The organism is Mycobacterium sp. RTGN4 (genome assembly GCF_033804635.1).
Lineage (GTDB): Bacteria > Actinomycetota > Actinomycetes > Mycobacteriales > Mycobacteriaceae > Mycobacterium.
The window spans coordinates 317,440-336,631 of sequence record NZ_JAPZLB010000006.1 but is presented as its reverse complement, the minus strand read 5'-3'; the positions used below and the strand labels follow the sequence as shown (position 1 = coordinate 336,631).

Annotated in this window: 16 protein-coding genes; 2 read left to right on the top strand and 14 right to left on the bottom strand. The window is 66.2% G+C overall.

Annotated features, from left to right (window positions below; genetic code table 11):
- Window positions 1-19: 19 nt before the first annotated feature.
- The 11 genes from fadD32 to glf form a co-directional block, all read right to left on the bottom strand.
- Window positions 20-1,909: a long-chain-fatty-acid--AMP ligase FadD32 gene (fadD32, locus tag SLQ30_RS15705; protein WP_319448465.1), complete on the bottom strand. Its 1,890-nt coding sequence runs from the start codon at window positions 1,907-1,909 to the stop codon at window positions 20-22.
- A gap of 245 nt (window positions 1,910-2,154) precedes the next feature.
- Window positions 2,155-3,174, bottom strand: a complete 1,020-nt coding sequence (locus SLQ30_RS15700) for a cutinase family protein (RefSeq protein WP_319448464.1) — start codon at window positions 3,172-3,174, stop codon at window positions 2,155-2,157.
- Between the two features lie 28 nt (window positions 3,175-3,202).
- Entirely contained in the window at window positions 3,203-3,652 is a 450-nt protein-coding gene (locus SLQ30_RS15695; RefSeq protein ID WP_319448463.1) for a DUF732 domain-containing protein, read from the bottom strand.
- A 54-nt stretch (window positions 3,653-3,706) separates the two neighbouring features.
- A complete protein-coding gene (locus tag SLQ30_RS15690) occupies window positions 3,707-4,594 on the bottom strand; it encodes an alpha/beta hydrolase-fold protein (protein WP_413468045.1) in 888 nt (295 codons plus the stop codon).
- Between the two features lie 151 nt (window positions 4,595-4,745).
- Window positions 4,746-5,738, bottom strand: a complete 993-nt coding sequence (locus SLQ30_RS15685) for an alpha/beta hydrolase family protein (protein WP_319448462.1) — start codon at window positions 5,736-5,738, stop codon at window positions 4,746-4,748.
- Between the two features lie 103 nt (window positions 5,739-5,841).
- The gene (locus tag SLQ30_RS15680) at window positions 5,842-6,999 is read right to left on the bottom strand and encodes an alpha/beta hydrolase (RefSeq protein WP_413468044.1); all 1,158 of its coding nucleotides are present in this window, start codon (window positions 6,997-6,999) and stop codon (window positions 5,842-5,844) included.
- Window positions 7,000-7,199: 200 nt separating this feature from the next.
- Window positions 7,200-9,212, bottom strand: a complete 2,013-nt coding sequence (gene zomB, locus SLQ30_RS15675; RefSeq protein WP_413468043.1) for a flagellar motor control protein ZomB — start codon at window positions 9,210-9,212, stop codon at window positions 7,200-7,202.
- Window positions 9,190-10,107: a decaprenyl-phosphate phosphoribosyltransferase gene (locus tag SLQ30_RS15670; RefSeq protein ID WP_319448461.1), complete on the bottom strand. Its 918-nt coding sequence runs from the start codon at window positions 10,105-10,107 to the stop codon at window positions 9,190-9,192. The genes zomB and SLQ30_RS15670 overlap by 23 nt, the downstream gene beginning before the upstream one ends.
- 28 nt (window positions 10,108-10,135) lie before the next feature.
- Window positions 10,136-10,681, bottom strand: coding sequence for a phosphatase PAP2 family protein (locus SLQ30_RS15665; RefSeq protein ID WP_319448460.1), 546 nt, complete (start codon window positions 10,679-10,681; stop codon window positions 10,136-10,138).
- Complete coding sequence (locus tag SLQ30_RS15660; protein ID WP_319448564.1) at window positions 10,662-12,581, bottom strand: glycosyltransferase; 1,920 nt, start codon at window positions 12,579-12,581, stop codon at window positions 10,662-10,664. Before SLQ30_RS15660 ends, SLQ30_RS15665 begins: the two co-directional genes overlap by 20 nt.
- A 47-nt stretch (window positions 12,582-12,628) precedes the next feature.
- Window positions 12,629-13,849, bottom strand: coding sequence for a UDP-galactopyranose mutase (gene glf, locus SLQ30_RS15655; RefSeq protein ID WP_319448459.1), 1,221 nt, complete (start codon window positions 13,847-13,849; stop codon window positions 12,629-12,631).
- Between the two features lie 230 nt (window positions 13,850-14,079).
- On the opposite strand from glf, the gene SLQ30_RS15650 reads away from it, so the two are divergent.
- Window positions 14,080-15,036, top strand: coding sequence for a hypothetical protein (locus tag SLQ30_RS15650; RefSeq protein ID WP_319448458.1), 957 nt, complete (start codon window positions 14,080-14,082; stop codon window positions 15,034-15,036).
- A gap of 135 nt (window positions 15,037-15,171) precedes the next feature.
- Window positions 15,172-16,785 carry an N-acetylmuramoyl-L-alanine amidase gene (locus SLQ30_RS15645; RefSeq protein WP_319448457.1) on the top strand — a complete coding sequence of 538 codons (1,614 nt, stop codon included), beginning with the start codon at window positions 15,172-15,174 and terminating at the stop codon, window positions 16,783-16,785.
- Between the two features lie 14 nt (window positions 16,786-16,799).
- Here the strand turns inward: SLQ30_RS15645 and SLQ30_RS15640 are convergent, their stop codons facing one another.
- Genes SLQ30_RS15640 through SLQ30_RS15630 form a run of 3 tightly spaced genes read right to left on the bottom strand, consistent with a single transcriptional unit; the run spans window position 16,800 to window position 19,139 of the window.
- Window positions 16,800-17,612, bottom strand: coding sequence for an HAD family hydrolase (locus tag SLQ30_RS15640; protein ID WP_319448456.1), 813 nt, complete (start codon window positions 17,610-17,612; stop codon window positions 16,800-16,802).
- Window positions 17,612-18,358 carry a lysophospholipid acyltransferase family protein gene (locus SLQ30_RS15635; RefSeq protein ID WP_319448455.1) on the bottom strand — a complete coding sequence of 249 codons (747 nt, stop codon included), beginning with the start codon at window positions 18,356-18,358 and terminating at the stop codon, window positions 17,612-17,614. Before SLQ30_RS15635 ends, SLQ30_RS15640 begins: the two co-directional genes overlap by 1 nt.
- 4 nt (window positions 18,359-18,362) lie before the next feature.
- Window positions 18,363-19,139, bottom strand: a complete 777-nt coding sequence (locus tag SLQ30_RS15630) for a 1-acyl-sn-glycerol-3-phosphate acyltransferase (RefSeq protein WP_319448454.1) — start codon at window positions 19,137-19,139, stop codon at window positions 18,363-18,365.
- Window positions 19,140-19,192: the final 53 nt, after the last annotated feature.

The following is a 19,192-nucleotide window of genomic DNA, read 5'->3' as shown; positions in this document are numbered from 1 at the left end:
CTGCGCGGCTTGGGTCGCGTCAGTCCACCGCGTCGGGGAAGTCGTTGGCGACCTTCCCGCTGCGCAGACTGCCGTCGAGATAGGCCGAGCGGCAGGCCCGGCGACCGATTTTGCCGCTCGACGTCCGCGGAATCGCTCCGGCGGGCGTGAGCAGTACGTCGCGCACGGTGACGCCGTGGCGCACGGCGATGGCGGCGCGGATCTCGTCAGCCACCGGCGCGAGGTCCATCTTGTTGGCGCCTGCCGCCCGCTCCGCGACGATGACGAGTTGTTCTGACGTGTCCTCAGTGTCGCGCTTCAGGCCCGCATGCGCATTGGCGAACACCTCGTCGGGCAGCTGGTTGGCAGGCACCGAGAACGCCGCGACGAAGCCGGTCCGCAACGCGCGGCTGGCCTCTTGCGCCGAGTACTCCAGGTCCTGCGGATAGTGGTTGCGGCCGTCGATGATCACCAGATCCTTGACGCGGCCGGTGATGTAGAGCTCGCCGTCGTAGAACGCGCCGTAGTCGCCGGTACGCACCCAGGTCGCGTCGTCGGTCGCGCCCTCGGCGTGCGACGGGCTGGTGCGCGACTTCAGGATGTTCTGGAACGTCGCGACGGTCTCTTCTGGCTTGCCCCAGTAACCGGTGCCCATGTTCTGGCCGCTGATCCAGATCTCGCCGATCTGGCCGTCGGGCAGCTCGCTGGCCGATTCGGCGTCGACGATGGTGGCCCACTCGGCCACGCCCACCTTGCCCGCCGACGCCTGAGCGACGGCAGTCGGCGAGTCCGCGGAGACCTCGACGAAGCGGTGCGCATTGAGGTCGTCGCGGTCGACGTAGACGATCTTCGGCGGCTCGTCCACCGGGGTGCTCGACACGAACAGCGTGGCCTCGGCCAGCCCGTAGGACGGCTTGATCGCCTTCGGATTGAACCCGAACGGGCTGAATGCCTCGTTGAACCGGCGCACGGTGGCCGCCGAGATCGGTTCGCTGCCGTTGAGCACCGCCTTGACGTTGGACAGGTCCATGGGCGGCTCGCCGTCCTTCGGCACGCCACGCGCGGCGGCGTGGTCGAACGCGAAGTTGGGTGCCACCGAGATGACGCCGCCGACGTCACCCTCCTTGCGCGCCATTTCACGGATCCACCGTCCCGGCCTACGCACGAAGGCAGCCGGGGTCATGAACGTGACGTAGTGGCCGATCATCGGCGACACCATCGCCGTGATGAGCCCCATGTCGTGGAAGAACGGCAGCCATGTCACGCCGCGGTCGCCCTCGTCGCCGCCGATGGCCTCGATGACCTGAACCACGTTGGAGGCCAGGTTGAGGTGGGTGATCTGGACACCGGTCGGGATGCGCGTCGAGCCGGACGTGTACTGCAGGTAGGCGACGGTCTCGATGTCGACGTGGACCTGCTCCCACGTCGCGCTGACCTCGTCGGGCACCGCGTCGACGGCGATGACGCGGGGGCGCTCCTTGGCCGGACGGCTGCGGAAGAACTTCCGCACGCCCTCCGCGGAGGCGGTGGTGGTCAGGATGGCGGTGGGCTGGCAATCGTCGAGCACCGCGTGCAGTCGGCCGACGTGTCCTGGCTCGGCCGGATCGAACAGCGGCACTGCGATGCGACCGGAATATAAGGTGCCGAAGAACGCCACCATGTACTCGAGGTTCTGCGGGCACAGGATCGCCACGCGATCGCCCGGCTGTGTGACCTGCTGCAGGCGTGCGGCCACGGCGCGGTTGCGGAGGCTGAACTGCGCCCAGTTCAGGTCGCGGGCCACCCCGTCACGCTCGGTGGAGAAGTCGAGGAACTGGTAGGCGAGCTTGTCGCCGCGCACCTTCGCCCACTTCTCGACGTGCTTGACGACGCTGCCGTTGTCGGGAAACCGAAGTAGGCCGTCCTTCAGGAACGGGTTGTGGAAGCCCATTCTTCACTCTCCTGTCAGTGCCCATTTCTTGAGCGTCAAGTGTTCGACGAACGGTGCAACGCCAAACCCCAAGATCGTACAGAGGAGTAGGCGGCCACTCCGGGACCAACCATCGGACACCCCGTCAGGGGTGCTGATCAGGACCTCAAGGCGGGCCGTCGACTACTGCTCTTACATTTCTCTTAATGTTAGGCGACGAGTCGGTTGCCGACAAATCCCGGACCCGACGGATACCTCTGCGTAACTCAACCGTGCTTCGGATGTGGCGCATTGTCGATGAGGCCCTGCGCCCAGTTCTTGGTCCACATCGTCGAGGTCTGTCCGTCGAGCACCCAGAAGTCTGGCGTGTTGTACATCGCGTGCACGGGCTGTCCGGCCGCGCCGGTGAGGGTTTCGAGTGTCTGCGGCAGGTTCACGATGGAGAAGGCCCCTTCGGGCGCCGCGCAGATGAGATCGCCAGCGCCGCAGATCTGGTTCGTGCGGTCGTTGAGCGCACCGAATCCGCCAGGACGCGGACCCGTCATCGTCAGGCCGAGCTGGGACAGCGTCGGAACCTCCTGCAGCGTTATCTCGGCACCCTGCCCCGGGGGGTTGGGTCCGATGTCCTGGCCGACCCCGTCCTGCCTGCGGCCGTCGGCGATCAACGTCACGCCGAGCACGAGGTCTTGATCGATGGGTCCGCGGCCGTTGCCGATGTCGCTGGCGATGTCACCGGCAATGATTGCGCCCTGGGAGAACCCGAACAGCACGAAGCTGGTCAGCGGGCAGCGGTTGTTGATGTCGGTGATGGCCCTGACCGTGGCATCGAAGCCCTCCTTCCGGCTGTCGTTGTAGGACATCTGTTTGTCGGCCGAGAAGGGGTTGTGGAACTGGGCGGTGTACGGGGTGGTCCACTCGGCCATCCGGTCGGCGCCGAAGGCGTCCCGCAGCGGATTTGTCACGTTCAACAGCAGTGCGATCGGGAACTGCACCGGATTGAGCGGGTCCATCTGCGGCGAGGACTCCCACGTGCCAGGCACCGAGATCACCTGGACGTCCGGACAACTTGCGTCCTGAAACTCGGGCCGCGGCTTCGATGGTGACGAACTGGGTGGCACGGCGCCGGGGATGGACGTGCCTGGCGCGTTGGCCGATGGCGGTGGGCTGGCGGGCTGGCGCATCCACACCACGAGCGCGGCCACCACGACGCCGACGAGCACCGTCACGGCGATGGCTGCGGCGACGCCGAGGATGCGGTGCCGCTTGCGGCGGCCGGTGTTTGCCATGGATGTGGGTTCCTAGTTTCTCGCGCGTCTAGCAGAGCTTGTCAGTCGCGATGCGAATGTAGTCGGCGGTCACCGAGTTGACCTCGCCGGTAGGCGGAGCCGCCGAGCGGACCCCTGAGTCACGCACGTCGCCACGCACCATCGGCAACACGAAATCCCAGACCGCCTGATCGGTCTGATGGGCGGCGCGAGCCTGACACACGTACGAGCCGATGCTCAGTGCCACCAGTTCACTGGATGGCCGCACCCCCGCGCCAGTTAACGCATCGAGGTAGCCACGCTGCTTCGTGGTAACCACGAGGGCGGGCTCGCCACCGTTGGGCGGCTGCGCGATCGACTGAATTCCCGAGGTGGCCGACTCGGACTCCGAGGGCGGCATTCCCATGCTTGCGACGACCCCGTTACCCATCGCGCAACCCGACGCCAAGAGCGCGGCACAGGTCGCCAGCTCCGCCGTTCGTCGTACCTCGAGTCGCACGCCTCCAAGGTACCGGCTGCCGCGCGGCAACCCGGTGCGCGCGTTGCTGGCGGCTTACTTGATGGCGGCGACGAGGTCGCCCGACATCGCTCCGATCTGCGGCGCCCAGCTGCCCCAGTTGTGCTGACCCGAAGTCGGGAAGTCGAAGTGCCCGTTGTGGCCACCCACCGAGCGGTAGTGCTGATAGAACGTGCGGTTGCTGCCCGCGGCCTGGTCGCAGTAGCCGATCATCGCCGGGGGATCCGCGCATTCCATGACCGCCGGGCTGTACACCCACAGCCGAGTGTTGTTGTCGTTGAGCAAGTTCACGTGGACGTCGGGGTCGTGCCACTTCCAGCGGCCCAACTGCGCGGCGCCCCACATGGCTTGGGTGTCGGAGCCGCCGAAGATGTTCAGGCCCGCGGTGATCGCACCGTTCATGGACGTGGACGACGGGGTGAGGAAGCCGGAAAGGGAACCTGCGTAGCGGTACCGGTCGGGGTGGAACGCCGCCAACGCCATCGCGCCGTAACCGCCCTGGGCGGCGCCGACGACGCCGTGCCCGTTGGGGGCAAGGCCCTTGTTCGCGGCCAGCCAGTCAGGCAGTTCGCTGGACAGGAAGGTGTCCCACTGCTTGCTGCCGTCGGCCTCCCAGTCGGTGTACATGCTCCAGGCGCCACCGGCGGGCGCGACCACCGAGATGCCCTTACCCGCCAGGGTGTTGAACGCGCCAGCGCCCACCCAGTTACTGACGTCGGGGGCTGCGTTGAAGGCGTCCAGCAGTACGACGGCGTGGGGGCCGCCGGCCTGGAACGCCACCGGAATGTCGCGCCCCATCGCCGCAGAAGGCACCTGCAGGAACTCGACGCCCGCGGCCTTCGCGACCTGCGGGCTGGCCACCCACAATGCCGTGGCCAGTGCGATCGCGCCCATCGTCCGGAACAAATTCGAGAGCAACTTCATACCAACCTCAACTTTTCGCCGCCAGTCACCATGTGCACGTTCGTCCCAGCCCGACGTGTAGTGAATCACATCCCCGCGACGGGTCGCGCCGGAAACGACCGACGGCGGCGACCCCATGGGGATCACCGCCGTCGACTCGAGACTTCGCTGGTTACTGCGCCGTCGGCGTAGCTCCGAGCACCCGCTGCAAGTCGGGCTTCATCTGCTGCAGCTGCGCGCCCCAGTACGGCCAGTCGTGCGTGCCGTTGTCCGGGAAGTTGAACACAGCGTTCTTGCCGCCAGCAGCGATGTAGTTCTGCTGGAAGGTCCGGTTGGTGCGGATGGTCAGGCCCTCGAGGAACTTGGCGGGCACGTTGTTGCCGCCCAGTTCACTCGGTGTGCCGTTGCCGCAGTACACCCAGAGGCGGGTGCCATTGGCGACGATCGTCGGGATCTGCACCATTGCGTCGTTGTACTTCCACGCCGGATCGGTCTCGGCCGGTCCCCACATGTCGTTGGCCTTGTAGCCGCCAGCATCACCCATGGAGACGTTGATCAGGCCTGGCCACCAACCCTCGGACGGGTTGAGGAAGCCCGACATCGAGCTCGCGTAGATGAACTGGTCGGGGTGGTGCGCCGACAGCACGAGGGCAGCGCCACCGGCCATCGAGAGTCCGACCGCGGCACTGCCGGTCGACTTCACGCCCTTGTTGGCCGCCAGGTACGCGGGCAGCTCCGAGGTCAGGAACGTCTCCCAGTTGTACGTGGAGCAGCCGGCCTTGCCGCATGCGGGCTTGTACCAGTTGGTGTAGAAGCTCGACTGGCCACCGACGGGCATCACCACGGAGATTCCCGAGCCGTTGTACCACTCGAACGCCGGGGTGTTGATGTCCCAGCCGTTGAAGTCGTCCTGGGCGCGAAGACCGTCCAGCAGGTACAGCGCCGGCGAGTTCGCGCCACCGCTCTGGAACTGAATCTTGATGTCGCGGCCCATGGAAGCGGACGGCACCTGGAGGTACTCAACCGGCAGTCCCGGCTTCGAGAACGCGCCTGCGGTGGCGCTGCCTCCGACGATGCCGATGAGCCCCGGCAGCGCAGCGGCCGTCACGGCGGCAACGGCCAACCGACGGGCCCACGCGCCCCGCATCTTTCCTACAAAAGCCATAGTGCTACCTATCCCATCTTTGTCATCAGCCGCACACGGGATCCGTTCCTGTGGAACGGCCGTGTTGCAACCTGTAGTCAACCACAAGTCGTGCGTTTGACCTCTACTGCGAAGGTCCCGCGCTGGTCACCGGGGGTGGTCCGCCAACTGCTGACGAACCGTTGAGAGTGGCGATCAGATCGGGTTTGAGGGCTTGGAGCTGCGCTGCCCAATAAGCCCAGGAGTGGTTCCCCTCGGAGGGAAACACGAACGTGGCATTGCTGCCACCTGCCTTGGTGTACTTCTCTTGAAACTTCTTGTTTTGACCGATTGCGAGCGATTCCAGACTGTCGGCGTTGAACCGCTGATCCGGTGCCACGCTGTCGTCCAACGGGCCACCGCCGGGCGCGCAATAGATCCACAACCGGGTGCCCGCGGCGACGATGCGGTCCGCCTGTTCAACGGGGTCGTTGCGCTTCCACGCGTCGTTCCACGGCAAGCCCCACATGTTGTCCACGTTGTAGCCGCCGGCGTCGATCATCGCGAACCGGATCGCCTGCTTCATGAACAGCGTCGACGGGTTCAGGAACCCGGACAGCGTGGCCGCGTAGCTGAAGTTCGACGGGTGATAGGCCGAGAGGATGAGCGCGGCACCGCCCGCCATCGACAGCCCGACGACGCCGTTGCCGGTCGTCGAGATGTTCTTGTTGGTCGCCAGCCACCGCGGAAGTTCGCTGGTGAGGAACGTCTCCCACTTGTAGGTGTAGGTCTGGTTGTTGCGATTCGACGGCGAGTACCAGTCGGTGTAGAAGCTCGACTCCCCGCCGACCGGCATCACCACGGCGACGCCGGAGTCGTTGAACCATTCGAATGCGGGGGTGTTGATGTCCCAACCGTTGAAGTCATCCTGCGCGCGCAACCCGTCGAGCAGGTAGAGCGCCTTGCTCGGAGCAGCTACCTCGGCGGGGCCCGGAGCAGGTCCAAGCGTCGGCGCCGGAGCGCCCTCGGCCGGGAGCACGGGTGGCGGGGTCACGACCGGCGGGTGGGCGGGCTGGAACTGGATGCGGATGGTGCGCCCCATCGACGCCGACGGCACGTCGAGGTACTCGACTGGCAGGCCGGGCTTCGAGAACGCGGCGGCCCGCGGGGTGGCGTGCATGGCGTCGCCAAGCACCCCCAGCATGGGCAGCGTCAATACTGACGCGAGCACGACGCCGAAACGCCGGGACGACGTACGGAAGCGTGGGGTCGAGCGCATGCTCGATGGCGATGTCGTACGCATTTGCTGGTCGTACCATCCAATTCGTATGTCCGGCGCAGCGTGCACTGCGAATTCCGTGGCATAGGGCATGACGCGCGCGAGGCGCTCAACTGCATATCGTTCCGACGTGATCAAAGCGTTACTGAACGCCTTACCAAAGCAGAACTCCCAGCTGACCAGCAAATCCTCGTGGCGTGCGTCACGAGCTCGTCATGCCTTGTTCACGGCCCGGTGGCCGGCAACCCGGCATACGGAGGGCTCTTCGGCGGCGGCTTGGGCAGCCCGCAGCGCGCGAGTTCGAACTCGGGAACGCGGTCGATGCGGTAGCTGGTGAACTTCATGGAGTTCACCAGGTTCGACAGGAAGCGGCGCGGGCCCAGCTCACCGCGGACCGACGTGAGCATGGCCTCGGTCTCCGGACACTTGAGCGCCGCCTCGGCCTGGGCGATCCAATCCTCGTCGAGGTAGACCGGGATGTACGGAGGCTCCTTGAGATACGGCCCCTCCGCCACCGCCCAGTCCGGGAAGAGGTTCTTGTCGTGCCCGATCCTGGCGTCCTCCAGCCGGGCCGTGTGCATGGCCAACGGGTTGGCCAGCCCGATCTGATCGATGACGCGGACATTCAGGCCCACGTTCATGCCGAGCATGCCCATGTTGGTGAAGAACACGGTGTGCGGACCCCTTGGCCCGCCTGGCGGTTGCGGCACATCGGGGGGCGGCGGAATCGCGGGCACCACGTCCCACTGGTCGTAATTGCCCGACGGGAGCAGCAGCGCGCCGACCGGAGTGTTGTTGATGGCGGTCAGCACTGCGCGCATGCGCGGATAGTCGAGGTAGTCGGCCGCGGTGAGCGGATGAGCATGCCCGGTGGCCTGCGCGTAGAACCGCCGCTCGTCGACGATTCCGGAGTACGTGACGCGGGTCGCGTCGGCGCCCAGCCCAGGTGAGTTCGCCGCCCACAAGGCCCATCCGATCACCGCGAGCCAGATCACGCCGGTGGCACCCGCCAACAGATAACCGGGGCCACGAGTGGCTCTTGCGTTCTGCGGCAACACGATTGGAATGACGGCCACCGGCAGCAGCAGACAGAACACCGGCGTCAACAACACCCTGCCGTGCATGAAGTCGCCGCCCTGCCTGATCCAGTAGAGCGCCTGGAGCAGACCGCTGACGAGCATGAAGAACACGATGGTGTTGGGGCTCTGGGCGATCCGCGCCCACCGGCCCTGATTCCGCGGCGGGCGGGCGCGCGTGCCCCACAGCAGCCCACGGACCGCCAGCAGCAACAGGGCCAGCCCGACCAGCAATACCAATGGCACCCAGAGCAGATACGGCCCGTTGAAGTTGGTCAGGTAGACGAAGCCCTGCGCCCATTTGGATCCCGACGCGTCCTTGGCCACCGCGGTGCCCGGCACCAACAGGCCGTAATACCCCATCCGGAAGATCTGGTAGCCGACCGGGAGCAGTCCGCCAGCGATGACGATCAGGAGCCGTCGCCGCCAGTCGCTGGCCGCAACGAGCATCATCACCAGCCCGAGCCCGCCGATCAAAGCAAGCTCCGGACGCACAAGCACGCTCAGTCCGGCCACGAACGCCAACGCGCCGTCGAAGCGTCTGCTGGTGGCATCGTGCGGACTGAGCCCAGGGGGCGGGTTGATCCGCGGCGCCTGCGACCAGCACACCATCATCCACCAGAACAAGCCGAGATAGGCCAGCACCAAACCGTTTTCGAGACCGGACGTCGCGAAGTCACGCGCAGGCGGGAGCGCGGCGTATACGAGCACACCCGCAGGCAATAGCAGTGCGCGCCGCCCGCGCAGGCTGGGCGCATAGAGCCTGGCCGTACCCAACATCGCGAATACCAGACCCGCCACGCTGAGCACCAGGGCCAGGGCCAACACCACGTACTCCAACCGCACCGGACCGCCGAGCCAGGCGCCCAGCGTGACGAGATACGTCCAGACGGTGGACGTGTTGGCCTCCACGCGCTCGCCTTGGTTGAAGACGGGGCCGTTGCCCGCCAACAGGTTTCGCACCGTGCGCAACACGATCAGGCCGTCGTCGGCAATCCAACGACGCTGCCAGGAACCCCACCCGAAAAGCGCGATGACGACCAGCACGCTCACCCACAGGCTGATCCGGACGGTGACGTCGTACGGAAAAGCGGGCCAACGCAACACCTGCGGCGGCGGCGTTCTGACCCGGCTTCGGTCAGCTGAAGAAGGCTGCGGCACCGACGGTTCCGATCAAGGCCACGGCCAGCAGCTGCAGCACCCGGTCGTGGAATGCGATGTCCTCTGGCTCGCCGGCGATGCCGCCGTCGACGTCGACCGCGTACCGCAGGATCGCGATGGTGAACGGAATCATCGACACCGCGTACCACGACCCGCCGGTGATCCGGTCCCGCTCGAACGCCCACAGCCCGTAACAGACCACGACCGCGGTGGCCGACAACGTCCACACGAAGCGCAGGTAGGACGTGGTGTAGCTCTCCAGCGACTTGCGGATCTTCGCGCCGGTGCGCTCGGCCAGCTGCAACTCGGCGTAGCGCTTGCCTGCCACCATGAACAGCGATCCGAATGCCATGACGAGTAGGAACCATTGCGACAGTGGGACGTTGGCGGCGGCGCCGCCGGCGATCGCACGGATCAGATAGGCCGACGACACGATGCAGATGTCGAGCACCGGCTGATGCTTCAACCCGAAGCAGTACGCCATCTGCATGGCGATGTACACCGCGATCACGATTGCGAGGTTCGGCGAGACCAGCCACGAGATGGCGAGCGACGCCGCGCCGAGCACCACTGCCAATCCATAGGCCAGCGAGGGGGGCACCACTCCCGCGGCGATCGGCCGGAAGCGCTTCGTGGGATGCTGCCGGTCGGCCTCGACGTCTCGGGCGTCGTTGACCAGGTAGACGCACGACGCAGCCATGCTGAACGTCACGAACGCAATGCTGACCTTGATCAGCACATCGCGGATGTCGTAATGGACGTCGCCACCGAAGGCGAACAGTGGTGCGGCGAAGACCAGCAGGTTCTTCACCCACTGGCGTGGCCGCACCGCCTTGACGATGCCGGTCGCCAAGTTCTTCGGCGGCGCGCCCGCTGGTGCAGCTTCTTCACTCATCTCGACCCTCTGCTCTTCGCGCAAGCGCTCATCGGCCACCGACCTCGACACCGTCCACGATCGCGCCGACGGTCTTCGCCACGACTGCACCCACTGCCACTCCAGTCAATACGTCACTCGGATAGTGCACACCAAGGACCAAGCGGGACAACGCCATTGGCGGTACCAATAGCCACGGCAGCGGCAAGCCAGTCGCACGGGCCAGCAAGATCGATGCGGCGGTGGTCGACGTGGCGTGCGCGGACGGGAAGCTCAGCTTGCTCGGAACACCGACGTTGACGGCGACGGCGGGATCGTGCGGACGCGGGCGCTTGACCACCCGTTTGATCACCACTGCCGCGGCGTGGGCGAGGAAGGCGCCTGCCCCGACGGCCAACCAGTCGCGTCGCTTGGCGGGCTGCAGCACGGCGCCGAGCGCGGAGACGGCCAACCAGCCGATGCTGTGCTCGCCGAAGTGGGAGAGCGCCCGCGCCCCCGCCAACACTCCGGGCTTACCGACGAGCGCGGCCTGAACGGCGACGAGCGCCTGGACTTCACCCGCCTGGATGCTCGTTTCACTCGCCCCGGAAGACACGTTCCCAGCTCTCTGCACTCGTCAGCTCGGATGCGGCCGCGCGGTAGCGCCCGCGCATGGCGTCGAACTCGTCGCTGAGTTTCCGCTGCAAGGCCCGTGATTCGCGCAGCAGCGCGATCATCTTCTGGCGGTCGCGCTGGCGGTAGACCACACCGCGGCCGTCGGCGGTGGTGACGGTTACCCCGTCGACCCGGCCGAGGCTGAACCAGCGGGCCTCGATCGGCGGATAGTTGGCCTGCGGCACCTCGTGGTGGCGCGGGTCGGCGGCCCGCAGGTTGTTGGCCAGCACGGCGGCAAGGGCCTTCGCCTTGGCCACCGGCCCCTTGGGCTCGTTGACCCCGAGTTCGGTGGCCTCACCGCTGGTGCGGGGCAGCGTGGTGGCCGAGTCCAATACGACGGCGTCCGGGAACTCCTTGCGGATACCGGCCACCTTGCCAAGTGCCGTTCCGAGGATGGCCCGGATGTGTTCGGGGCCCTTCAGGAAGTCCCTCATCGCTTCGTTCTGGATGGCAACCGTCGAATATTCAAGACAGATCAGGTGTTTGGCGGTGGCCTTCGTCATCGACCGCAAGATTCCGTCAATGGGGCCGTCGTGGTGGATGGCCGCAACCACCAGCCGGTTCCGCAGATGGAAGTAGGCCTGCCAGTCGATCGCGTCGTCCTTGTCACTCCACGCCATGTGCCAGATCGCAATGCCGGGCACGGTGGCGGTGGGGAATCCGGCCTTGCCCGCGCGCAACGCGAATTCCCAGTCGTCCCATTTGATGAACAACGGCATCGGCAGTCCGATGGTCTCCGCGCAGGCCCGCGGGATCATGCACATCCACCACCCGTTGCCCTCGACGTCGATGCGCCGGTGCAGATTCTTCGACTTGATGCGGTCGCGCAGTGGGTATTTGGCGAAGTCGTGGTCGTATTCGACGAACGGGGCCGAGGTCCACATGAAGCTGTGGTGGTCGATGACCTCGCCCATGGAGTGCAGGTGGCTGCGGTCCTGCAGGTTCAGCATCTGTCCGCCGACGAGCATGGGGGTCTTGGCGAACCGGGACAGTGCCAGCGCGCGCAGGATGGAGTCCGGTTCGATGAAGATGTCGTCATCCATGTACAGCACGTACGGGCTGTCCGTCTGGCGCAGCGCCTCATACATGATGCGCGAGTAACCACCGGATCCACCGAGGTTGGGCTGCTCGAACAGATGAAACCGGTCACCAAGGGCCGCAACGGCTTCGGTGTACCCTGGCTCGTCGCTTACCCGTTTGGTGCCCTGGTCGGGCATCATCACGGCATCGATCACCGAGTCGACCAATGGATCAGAAGTCAACGCGCGCAACGCATTCACCGCGTCGGTGGGGCGATTGAAGGTCGGGATGCCCACGGTGATGCGGTTGGAGTCGGGCCCCGCGGGCGGGTCGACCGATGTGTACCAGCCTGCCGCGACCACCTCGATGTCGATGTCGGAAGTGACGTCGAACCAGATCCAGCCGCCGTCCTCGAACGGCCCGAGGTCGACCTCGAACTCGATGACGCCGCGGTTGTCGTCGTCGAGGTGCACCAGGCCGCCCTCGATCCCGATCCGGGATCCGTCGCTCTTGGAGCGGTAGACGTCGACGCGGCACGCCACCCGGTCGGGCCGGGTCTGTCCCCGACTCGCGTCGCTGCGCACCTCGACCCGCAGCACCACCGACGTCAGGATCGACCAGCGCCGCCAGTACGACGCGGCGAAACCGTTGAAGTACGTCTCGAAGCTGACTTCGGACTCGGCTCCGAGCACAACTGACGTCCTGGTCGGCGCGTGTGCCCGACCAGAGTTGGATGGCGATTCGATCAGATACAGCGAGCGCACGTCGAGCGGTTCGCCTGCCCGCGGGAAGATCACCCGTTGCAGCAGGTTGGTGGCCATCGACGATGGCGTCGTGTCGGCCGCGACGGGTGTCGCCGCGGTCACGCTCACGGCTTGTCCCCTTCGAGCGCAACACCGTCGCGCAGATGCGGCAACAGGGTGTTGTCGTACATGTTCAGCGCGCTGGCGATGGCCATGTGCATGTCCAGGTACTGGTAGGTGCCCAGTCGGCCGCCGAAAAGCACCTTCGCCGAGGCGGTCTCGGCCTTGGCCCGCTCCCGGTAGATCGCCAGCAGCGCCCGGTCGGCATCGGTGTTGATCGGGTAGTACGGCTCGTCATCGCCGGCAGCGAACCGCGAGTACTCCCGCATGATCACGGTCTTGTCCGTCGGATACTCCCGCTCGGGGTGGAAGTGACGGAATTCGTGGATGCGGGTGTAGGGCACGTCCGGGTCGTTGTAGTTCATCACCGGGGTGCCCTGAAAGTCGCCGGTGTTCAGCACTTCGAGTTCGAAGTCGAGCGTGCGCCACCCGAGTTGGCCGTCGGCATAGTCGAAGTACCTGTCGAGCGGGCCGGTGTACAGGACGGGCGCGTCGGGGCTTGCCGCGCGAAGTTCGTCGCGTACGTCGAACCAGTCGGTGTCCAGCCGGACCTCGATGCGGTCGTCGGCGGCCATGTTCTCCAGCCACGCGGTGTAGCCGTCGACGGGCAGGCCCTCGTAGGTGTCGTTGAAGTAGCGGTTGTCGAAGGTGTAGCGGACCGGAAGCCGGGCGATGTTGGCCGCGGGCAGTTCCTTGGGGTCGGTCTGCCATTGCTTGGCCGTGTAACCCTTCACGAACGCCTCGTAGAGCGGGCGGCCGATCAGCGAGATCGCCTTCTCCTCGAGATTCTTGGCCTCGTCGGTGTTGATCTCCGCGGCCTGCTCGGCGATCAGCGCCCGGGCCTCGTCAGGTGTGAAGTACTTGCCGAAGAACTGCGACACCAGGCCGAGCCCCATGGGGAACTGGTAGGACTGCCCGTCGTACATCGCGAAGACGCGGTGCTGATAGCCGGTGAAGTCGGTGAACTGCCTGACGTAATCCCACACCCGCTTGTTCGAGGTGTGGAAGAGGTGAGCACCGTACTTGTGGATCTCGATGCCGGTCTCTGGCTCAGCTTCCGAGTACGCGTTTCCGCCGATGTGCGGCCTGCGCTCGAGCACGAGAACGCGCTTGTCGAGCTGCGTGGCCACGCGTTCGGCGATCGTCAGGCCGAAGAATCCGGAACCGACGACGAGGAGATCGAACGGACCGGCGGGCTCGTCGACCCGGGGATCAGTGGAGGTCATCGGCAGCAAGGGTATCCGACGGGAAGGTCCCGCCCCGAATGCGAGGTCGGCCGGTCGCTCACGGCTCGCAGGTCGCAATTCGCTCACGATTCCGCATCGTCACTCCAGTCTCACCAATCACATACGTACCATCGACCACGTCGGTACTGACGGATTGGAAGTTCCATTCCGCCCGCCGGCAAGCACGACCTACACAGATTCAAACGGACAGACATCGAATGGAGACTTCCGTGCCGAACCGACGTCGACGCAAGCTCTCGACAGCCATGCGCGCAGTCGCCGCCGTGGCCGTCGCAAGTCCAGTTGCAGTGGTGGCCTTGAGCCAGGGGACCACAAGTACTACCGCAGCGCCCGAGCACCGCGAGTTCACTCAGGCCGCGATGGTCACCGACCTGCCCAACGAACTGATCGGGGCCTTGACTCAGGGCCTTTCCCAGTTCGGCGTCAACCTGCCGCCGATGCCTACGGGCCTGCTCACGGGTTCGGGCGACTCGGCCTCGACGGCCTTGACGTCGCCGGGGTTGACCTCGCCGGGGCTCACGTCCCCAGGACTCACGTCACCGGGGCTCACCTCGCCGGGGCTCACAGCACCAGGCGGCCTCACGGCGCCGGGTGGCCTCACCTCGCCGGGGTTGACCTCGCCGGGGCTCACGGCACCGGGCGGCCTCACGGCGCCTGGCGCCACGGCACCGGGCCTCACGACACCAGGACTGACGACGCCAGGTTTGACGACCCCCGGACTGGGTGACACCTCGCTGACCAACCCGGCGCTCTCGAATCCGGCGCTGACCAGTCCCACCGGTGCGGCCGGACTGGGCGCGCCCGGCGGACTGACCACTCCCGCGGGTCTGGGCGGATTGACCAGCCCCACCGGCCTGCCCGGCGAAGTGCCGATCTCGGCGCCCGTCGGGCTCGACCCATCGGCAGGCACGTATCCGCTGCTCGGCGGCGGCGATCCGTCGCTGGGTGCACCCACTGGCCTCGGCGGTGGCGGAGGCGGTGGCGGCGGATTGCTCGGCGACCTCGGCAGCGCGGCACAGACGCTCGGGGCCGGACAGGCCATCGACCTGCTCAAGGGCATGGTGATGCCCGCGATCATGGGTGCCATCAAGACCGGTGCACCGGCGGCCGCGGCAGCGCCCGCGGCGGCGGCACCGGCAGCTGCGGCGGCAGTGCTGCCCCAGTAGATCCTGCTGCTGAACGGCACCGCAGAAAGCGGCAATGAGCTCTGCGGTGCCGTTGCAGTAGCCACCGAAGTTTTGACGCAGAGGTTTCCCGTGTCGAAACATAGGTAACACCTGTCTCATACGTAACATCAGACGGTGCCGTTTCGTCACCCTGCGCCGCTGCTGTTCTCTGCCGTCGCGGCGACGGTAGTGATGTTGCCGTGGGCCGTGAACGGGCTCCCGCCCGAGCGCGGCGACCAGCAGCACGTCGACACGACGCCGCTCATCGTTGAACGCGCACTCGCCGGCATCGGCGGCGGCGAGACGATCCGCGATCTCCACCAGGACAAGCCCTTCTCGATGGTCGCGCTGACCGCCACCGATCTGACCGGAACCGAGGCGCGCGTGCGCGCCAAGAAACCCGACGGATCCTGGGGTCCGTGGTACCAGGCCGAAACCCTCGAAGGAGGCGACCCCACCTCCCCCAAGAACGGCACCGATCCGGTCTTCGTCGGCCGCACCACCGACGTCCAACTCGCCATCCGCAGGCCGGCAGATGCGCTGAAGGCGTCCCAACCCCCGCCCGCCCACGCCACCAAGCCTGGCCTCGGCTACGTGCCTGCCAATGTCGAGCAGGCCCTTGGCCAGAGTTTCAACGCCGTGTTGATCAGCCCGCCCGAGGGGCCCGTCGGTGATCAGCTGCCTGCCCCGGAAGCGGTGTCGGCCCCTGGGCAGCCGCCCGCCATCATCGGCCGGGCGCAATGGGGCGCGGACGAATCGATGCGCTGCGGAAATACCGTGTACGACAACGGCATTCGTGCCGCCATCGTGCACCACACCGCGGGCAGCAATGACTACACGCCCGACGACTCAGCCGGAATCGTCAGGTCGATATACGAGTACCACACCCGCACGCTCGGCTGGTGCGACATCGCCTACAACGCGCTCGTCGACAAGTTCGGACAGGTCTTCGAAGGACGCGCAGGCGGCATGACCCGGCCGGTCGAAGGCTCCCACACCGGCGGGTTCAACGAGAACACTTGGGGCGTCGCGATGATGGGCGACTTCGACACCGTCCCGCCGACCGCCATCCAGTTGCGCAACACCGGTCGGCTGATCGGGTGGCGGCTCGGGTTGGACCACGTGGACCCCAAGGGCGGAGTGTCATTGGCCTCGGCAGGCTCCAAGTACACCTTCGTCCCGCGGGGCGTCGTCGCGAACCTGCCGACGATCTTCACCCATCGCGACGTCGGAATCACCGACTGCCCGGGCAATGCCGCCTACGCCGCCATGCCCGAACTCCGCGACATCGCAGCACATTTCAACGACCCGTTCGGACCCAAGGATTTGGCCGACTCGCTGCGCGGTGGCGCGATCTACGACAAGTGGGCGACGCTGGGCGGGAAGGCCAGCACCTTGGGCGCGCCTACGTCACCAGAGGGTTCCGGAGAAGGTGCGGCACGCTACGTGACCTTCGACAGAGGTGCGGTCTACTGGTCGCCGGAAAGCGGCGCCCAACCCGTCACCGGCGCCATCTACGAGGCGTGGGCCAACCTCGGCTTCGAGCGTGGCGCCCTTGGTCTACCGACCAGCGGCGAGCTCCAGGAACCGCAATGGATCGTCCAAAACTTCCAGCACGGCACGTTGAACTTCGACCGGGAGAAGAGCACCGTCACCCGGGTGATCGACGGTGTCGCACTGGAGCTTCCGCCATCCACGTCCGGTCCGGCGCCGGTCCAGCTGGAGCGCTTCACGCCCATCGCGCAGTAGTGCCCGCCCGGTGGCTACAGCCACCACCGCTCCAAGACGCGGGCCACCCCGTCGTCGGAATTCGGTGTCGTAACTTCATCCGCCGCCTCGATCACCTCGGGATGTGCGTTGCCCATCGCGACACCCAGTCCGGCCCACAGGATCATCGGGACGTCATTCGGCATGTCGCCGAAGGCCACCACGTCTTCTGCGGCGATGCCCAGCGGACGCGCCAACTCTGCCACCCCGGTGGCCTTGCTGATGCCCAACGGCAACACTTCAATGAGTCCGTTGTTGGTGGAGTACGTGATATCACCTTGGATGCCAACGTGTTTGGACAGCGCGGCGAACATGTCCGCGCTACGGGCCCCAGCCTTGCGGATGAGCAGCTTGATCGCAGGTGCGCTCAACAGGTCTTCGGAGGAGACCTCGGTGTTGTCGGGATTGAGCCACGCGTGCTCGTAGCCTGGCGAGCTCACGAACTGCGGTGTCGCCGCGTCGTGCGCACTGCGGCCGACCCGCTCGACGGCCAGCCCGCATCCCGGGATCACCCGCATCGCCACCTCAGCCAATTCGGCCAACACTTCGGGTGACAACGTCCGCGCCGATACGATCCGATCGGTGGCCGAGTCGTATATCACTGCGCCGTTGGCGCACACCGACATTGGCGCGATCCCAAGCGCTTCCACGATCTGCGGCACCCAGCGCGGCGGCCGCCCGGTCGCCAGGACGAAGTGGGCGCCTGCGGCGACGGCGGCATGCACGGCCTCTCGAGTTCGCGGCGTGACGTGCTCGTCTTCGTCAAGCAGGGTGCCGTCCACGTCGCTGGCGATGAGCGCGGGTAGCACTAGCTCGGCTCCGCTCGTCTGCGCGCCCGCTCGCTGAGCTCCGCCTCCTCTATCACGCTGGCTTCCTCGAGCGTTGGTGCGCTACCACCGAGTCGGCGCGGCACCCAGTACTCCCCTGTGGGATGCGGATACTCCTCCTGGACCTGGTGGAGCAACGCTGTCATCGTCTCGCGTAGCTGCGCCATGGCCGCCGGGACCGACTCCGGAGGTTCGAATTGTGGTCCGACTGCCACGGTGATCGGAAGTTTCCTGCGGCCCAAGTTATTCGGATGATCCTTGGTCCATACGCGTTGGGCACCCCAAACGATCAACGGAACGATCGGCACCTGCGCAGCCTGGGCCATCCTGATCGCGCCGGACTTGAACTCCTTCAACTCGAAGCTACGGCTGATCGTGGCCTCCGGGTACACACCGACGATTTCACCTTCGCGCAACCGCTCCACCGCGACGCCGTATGCGTCCGCACCGGCACGCCGGTCCACCGGGATAGTCTTGGAATGCTCGATCAGGAAGTCGACGATCTTCACGTCCTTCATCTCGGCCTTGATCATGAAACGCATCCGTCGCTTTCGGTACGTCGCAGCCAAGGCTGCGGGGAGGAAGTCGATGTAGCCGGTGTGGTTGATGGCCACCACCGCGCCGCCGGAAGCCGGAATATGTTCCAGCCCTTGGTAAGTGATCCGGGTGCCGGTAGCCCTAACCGCAGTCCTGCCCGCGATCTCCAGCATGCGGAAGACCGGTTCCATATTTCTACTCCGTGGCCTCGCCAGTCTGTTCGCCCGCTGCGCGGCGCGCGGCCTTCTCATTGGCCTCGTCGAGGTCCAATTGGTTGGCCTCGGCGAGCGATGGCGCCCCACCGCCAAGCCTGCGCGGAACCCAGAACTCACCGGGCGGATGCGAGCCGTACGCGTCTTGCACCTGCTCGAGCAGGTGTTGCATCCGCGAATGCAGGAGTGCCGTCAGATCCGCGGGTGGAAGCGTCGGGTAGATCGGTTCGCCGACGGTGATCGAGATCGGCACCTTGGGCCGCCACATATTGCGTGGATGGCCCTTTGTCCAGATGCGTTGGGCACCCCAGACGATGTGCGGAACGATGGGCACGTCGGCAGCGATCGCCATCCTGGCGGCGCCGGACTTGAATGCCTTGATCTCGAAGCTGCGGCTGATGGTGGCCTCCGGGTAGACCCCCACCAACTCGCCCTCCTTGAGCCTTTGGCACGCCTCGACGAACGAGGTGCCGCCGCTGTCCCGGTCCACCGGGATGTGGCGCAGGCTGCGCATGATGGGGCCGCTGACGTGGGAGTCGAACACTTCCTTCTTGGCCATGAAGCGCACTTTGCGGCCGCGGTGCTGCTGGTAGGCGGGCAAGCCCGCGAAGGTGAAGTCGAAGTAACTGGTGTGGTTGATGGCAATAACCGCGCCCCCGGTGACGGGGAGCTTGTCCACGCCCGTGATCGTGAACTTCAGCCCCTGCAGCCGCCACACCAGGCGGGCTGCCTGGATGACTGTTCCGTAAACCGGTTCCACAGTTGACCAGCCTATGCCCTGGATTGATCGGCCCACATTCACGACCACCATCA

What these genes read in the sequence shown, in the direction of transcription:
- SLQ30_RS15670 (WP_319448461.1), bottom strand. Translation starts at nt 10,107, where the DNA reads ATGAGTGAAGAAGCTGCACCAGCGGGCGCGCCGCCGAAGAACTTGGCG.
- glf (WP_319448459.1), bottom strand. Translation starts at nt 13,849, where the DNA reads ATGACCTCCACTGATCCCCGGGTCGACGAGCCCGCCGGTCCGTTCGAT.
- SLQ30_RS15660 (WP_319448564.1), bottom strand. Translation starts at nt 12,581, where the DNA reads ATGGCCACCAACCTGCTGCAACGGGTGATCTTCCCGCGGGCAGGCGAA.
- fadD32 (WP_319448465.1), bottom strand. Translation starts at nt 1,909, where the DNA reads ATGGGCTTCCACAACCCGTTCCTGAAGGACGGCCTACTTCGGTTTCCC.
- SLQ30_RS15635 (WP_319448455.1), bottom strand. Translation starts at nt 18,358, where the DNA reads ATGGAACCGGTCTTCCGCATGCTGGAGATCGCGGGCAGGACTGCGGTT.
- SLQ30_RS15690 (WP_413468045.1), bottom strand. Translation starts at nt 4,594, where the DNA reads ATGAAGTTGCTCTCGAATTTGTTCCGGACGATGGGCGCGATCGCACTG.
- SLQ30_RS15685 (WP_319448462.1), bottom strand. Translation starts at nt 5,738, where the DNA reads ATGGCTTTTGTAGGAAAGATGCGGGGCGCGTGGGCCCGTCGGTTGGCC.
- SLQ30_RS15680 (WP_413468044.1), bottom strand. Translation starts at nt 6,999, where the DNA reads ATGCGTACGACATCGCCATCGAGCATGCGCTCGACCCCACGCTTCCGT.
- SLQ30_RS15700 (WP_319448464.1), bottom strand. Translation starts at nt 3,174, where the DNA reads ATGGCAAACACCGGCCGCCGCAAGCGGCACCGCATCCTCGGCGTCGCC.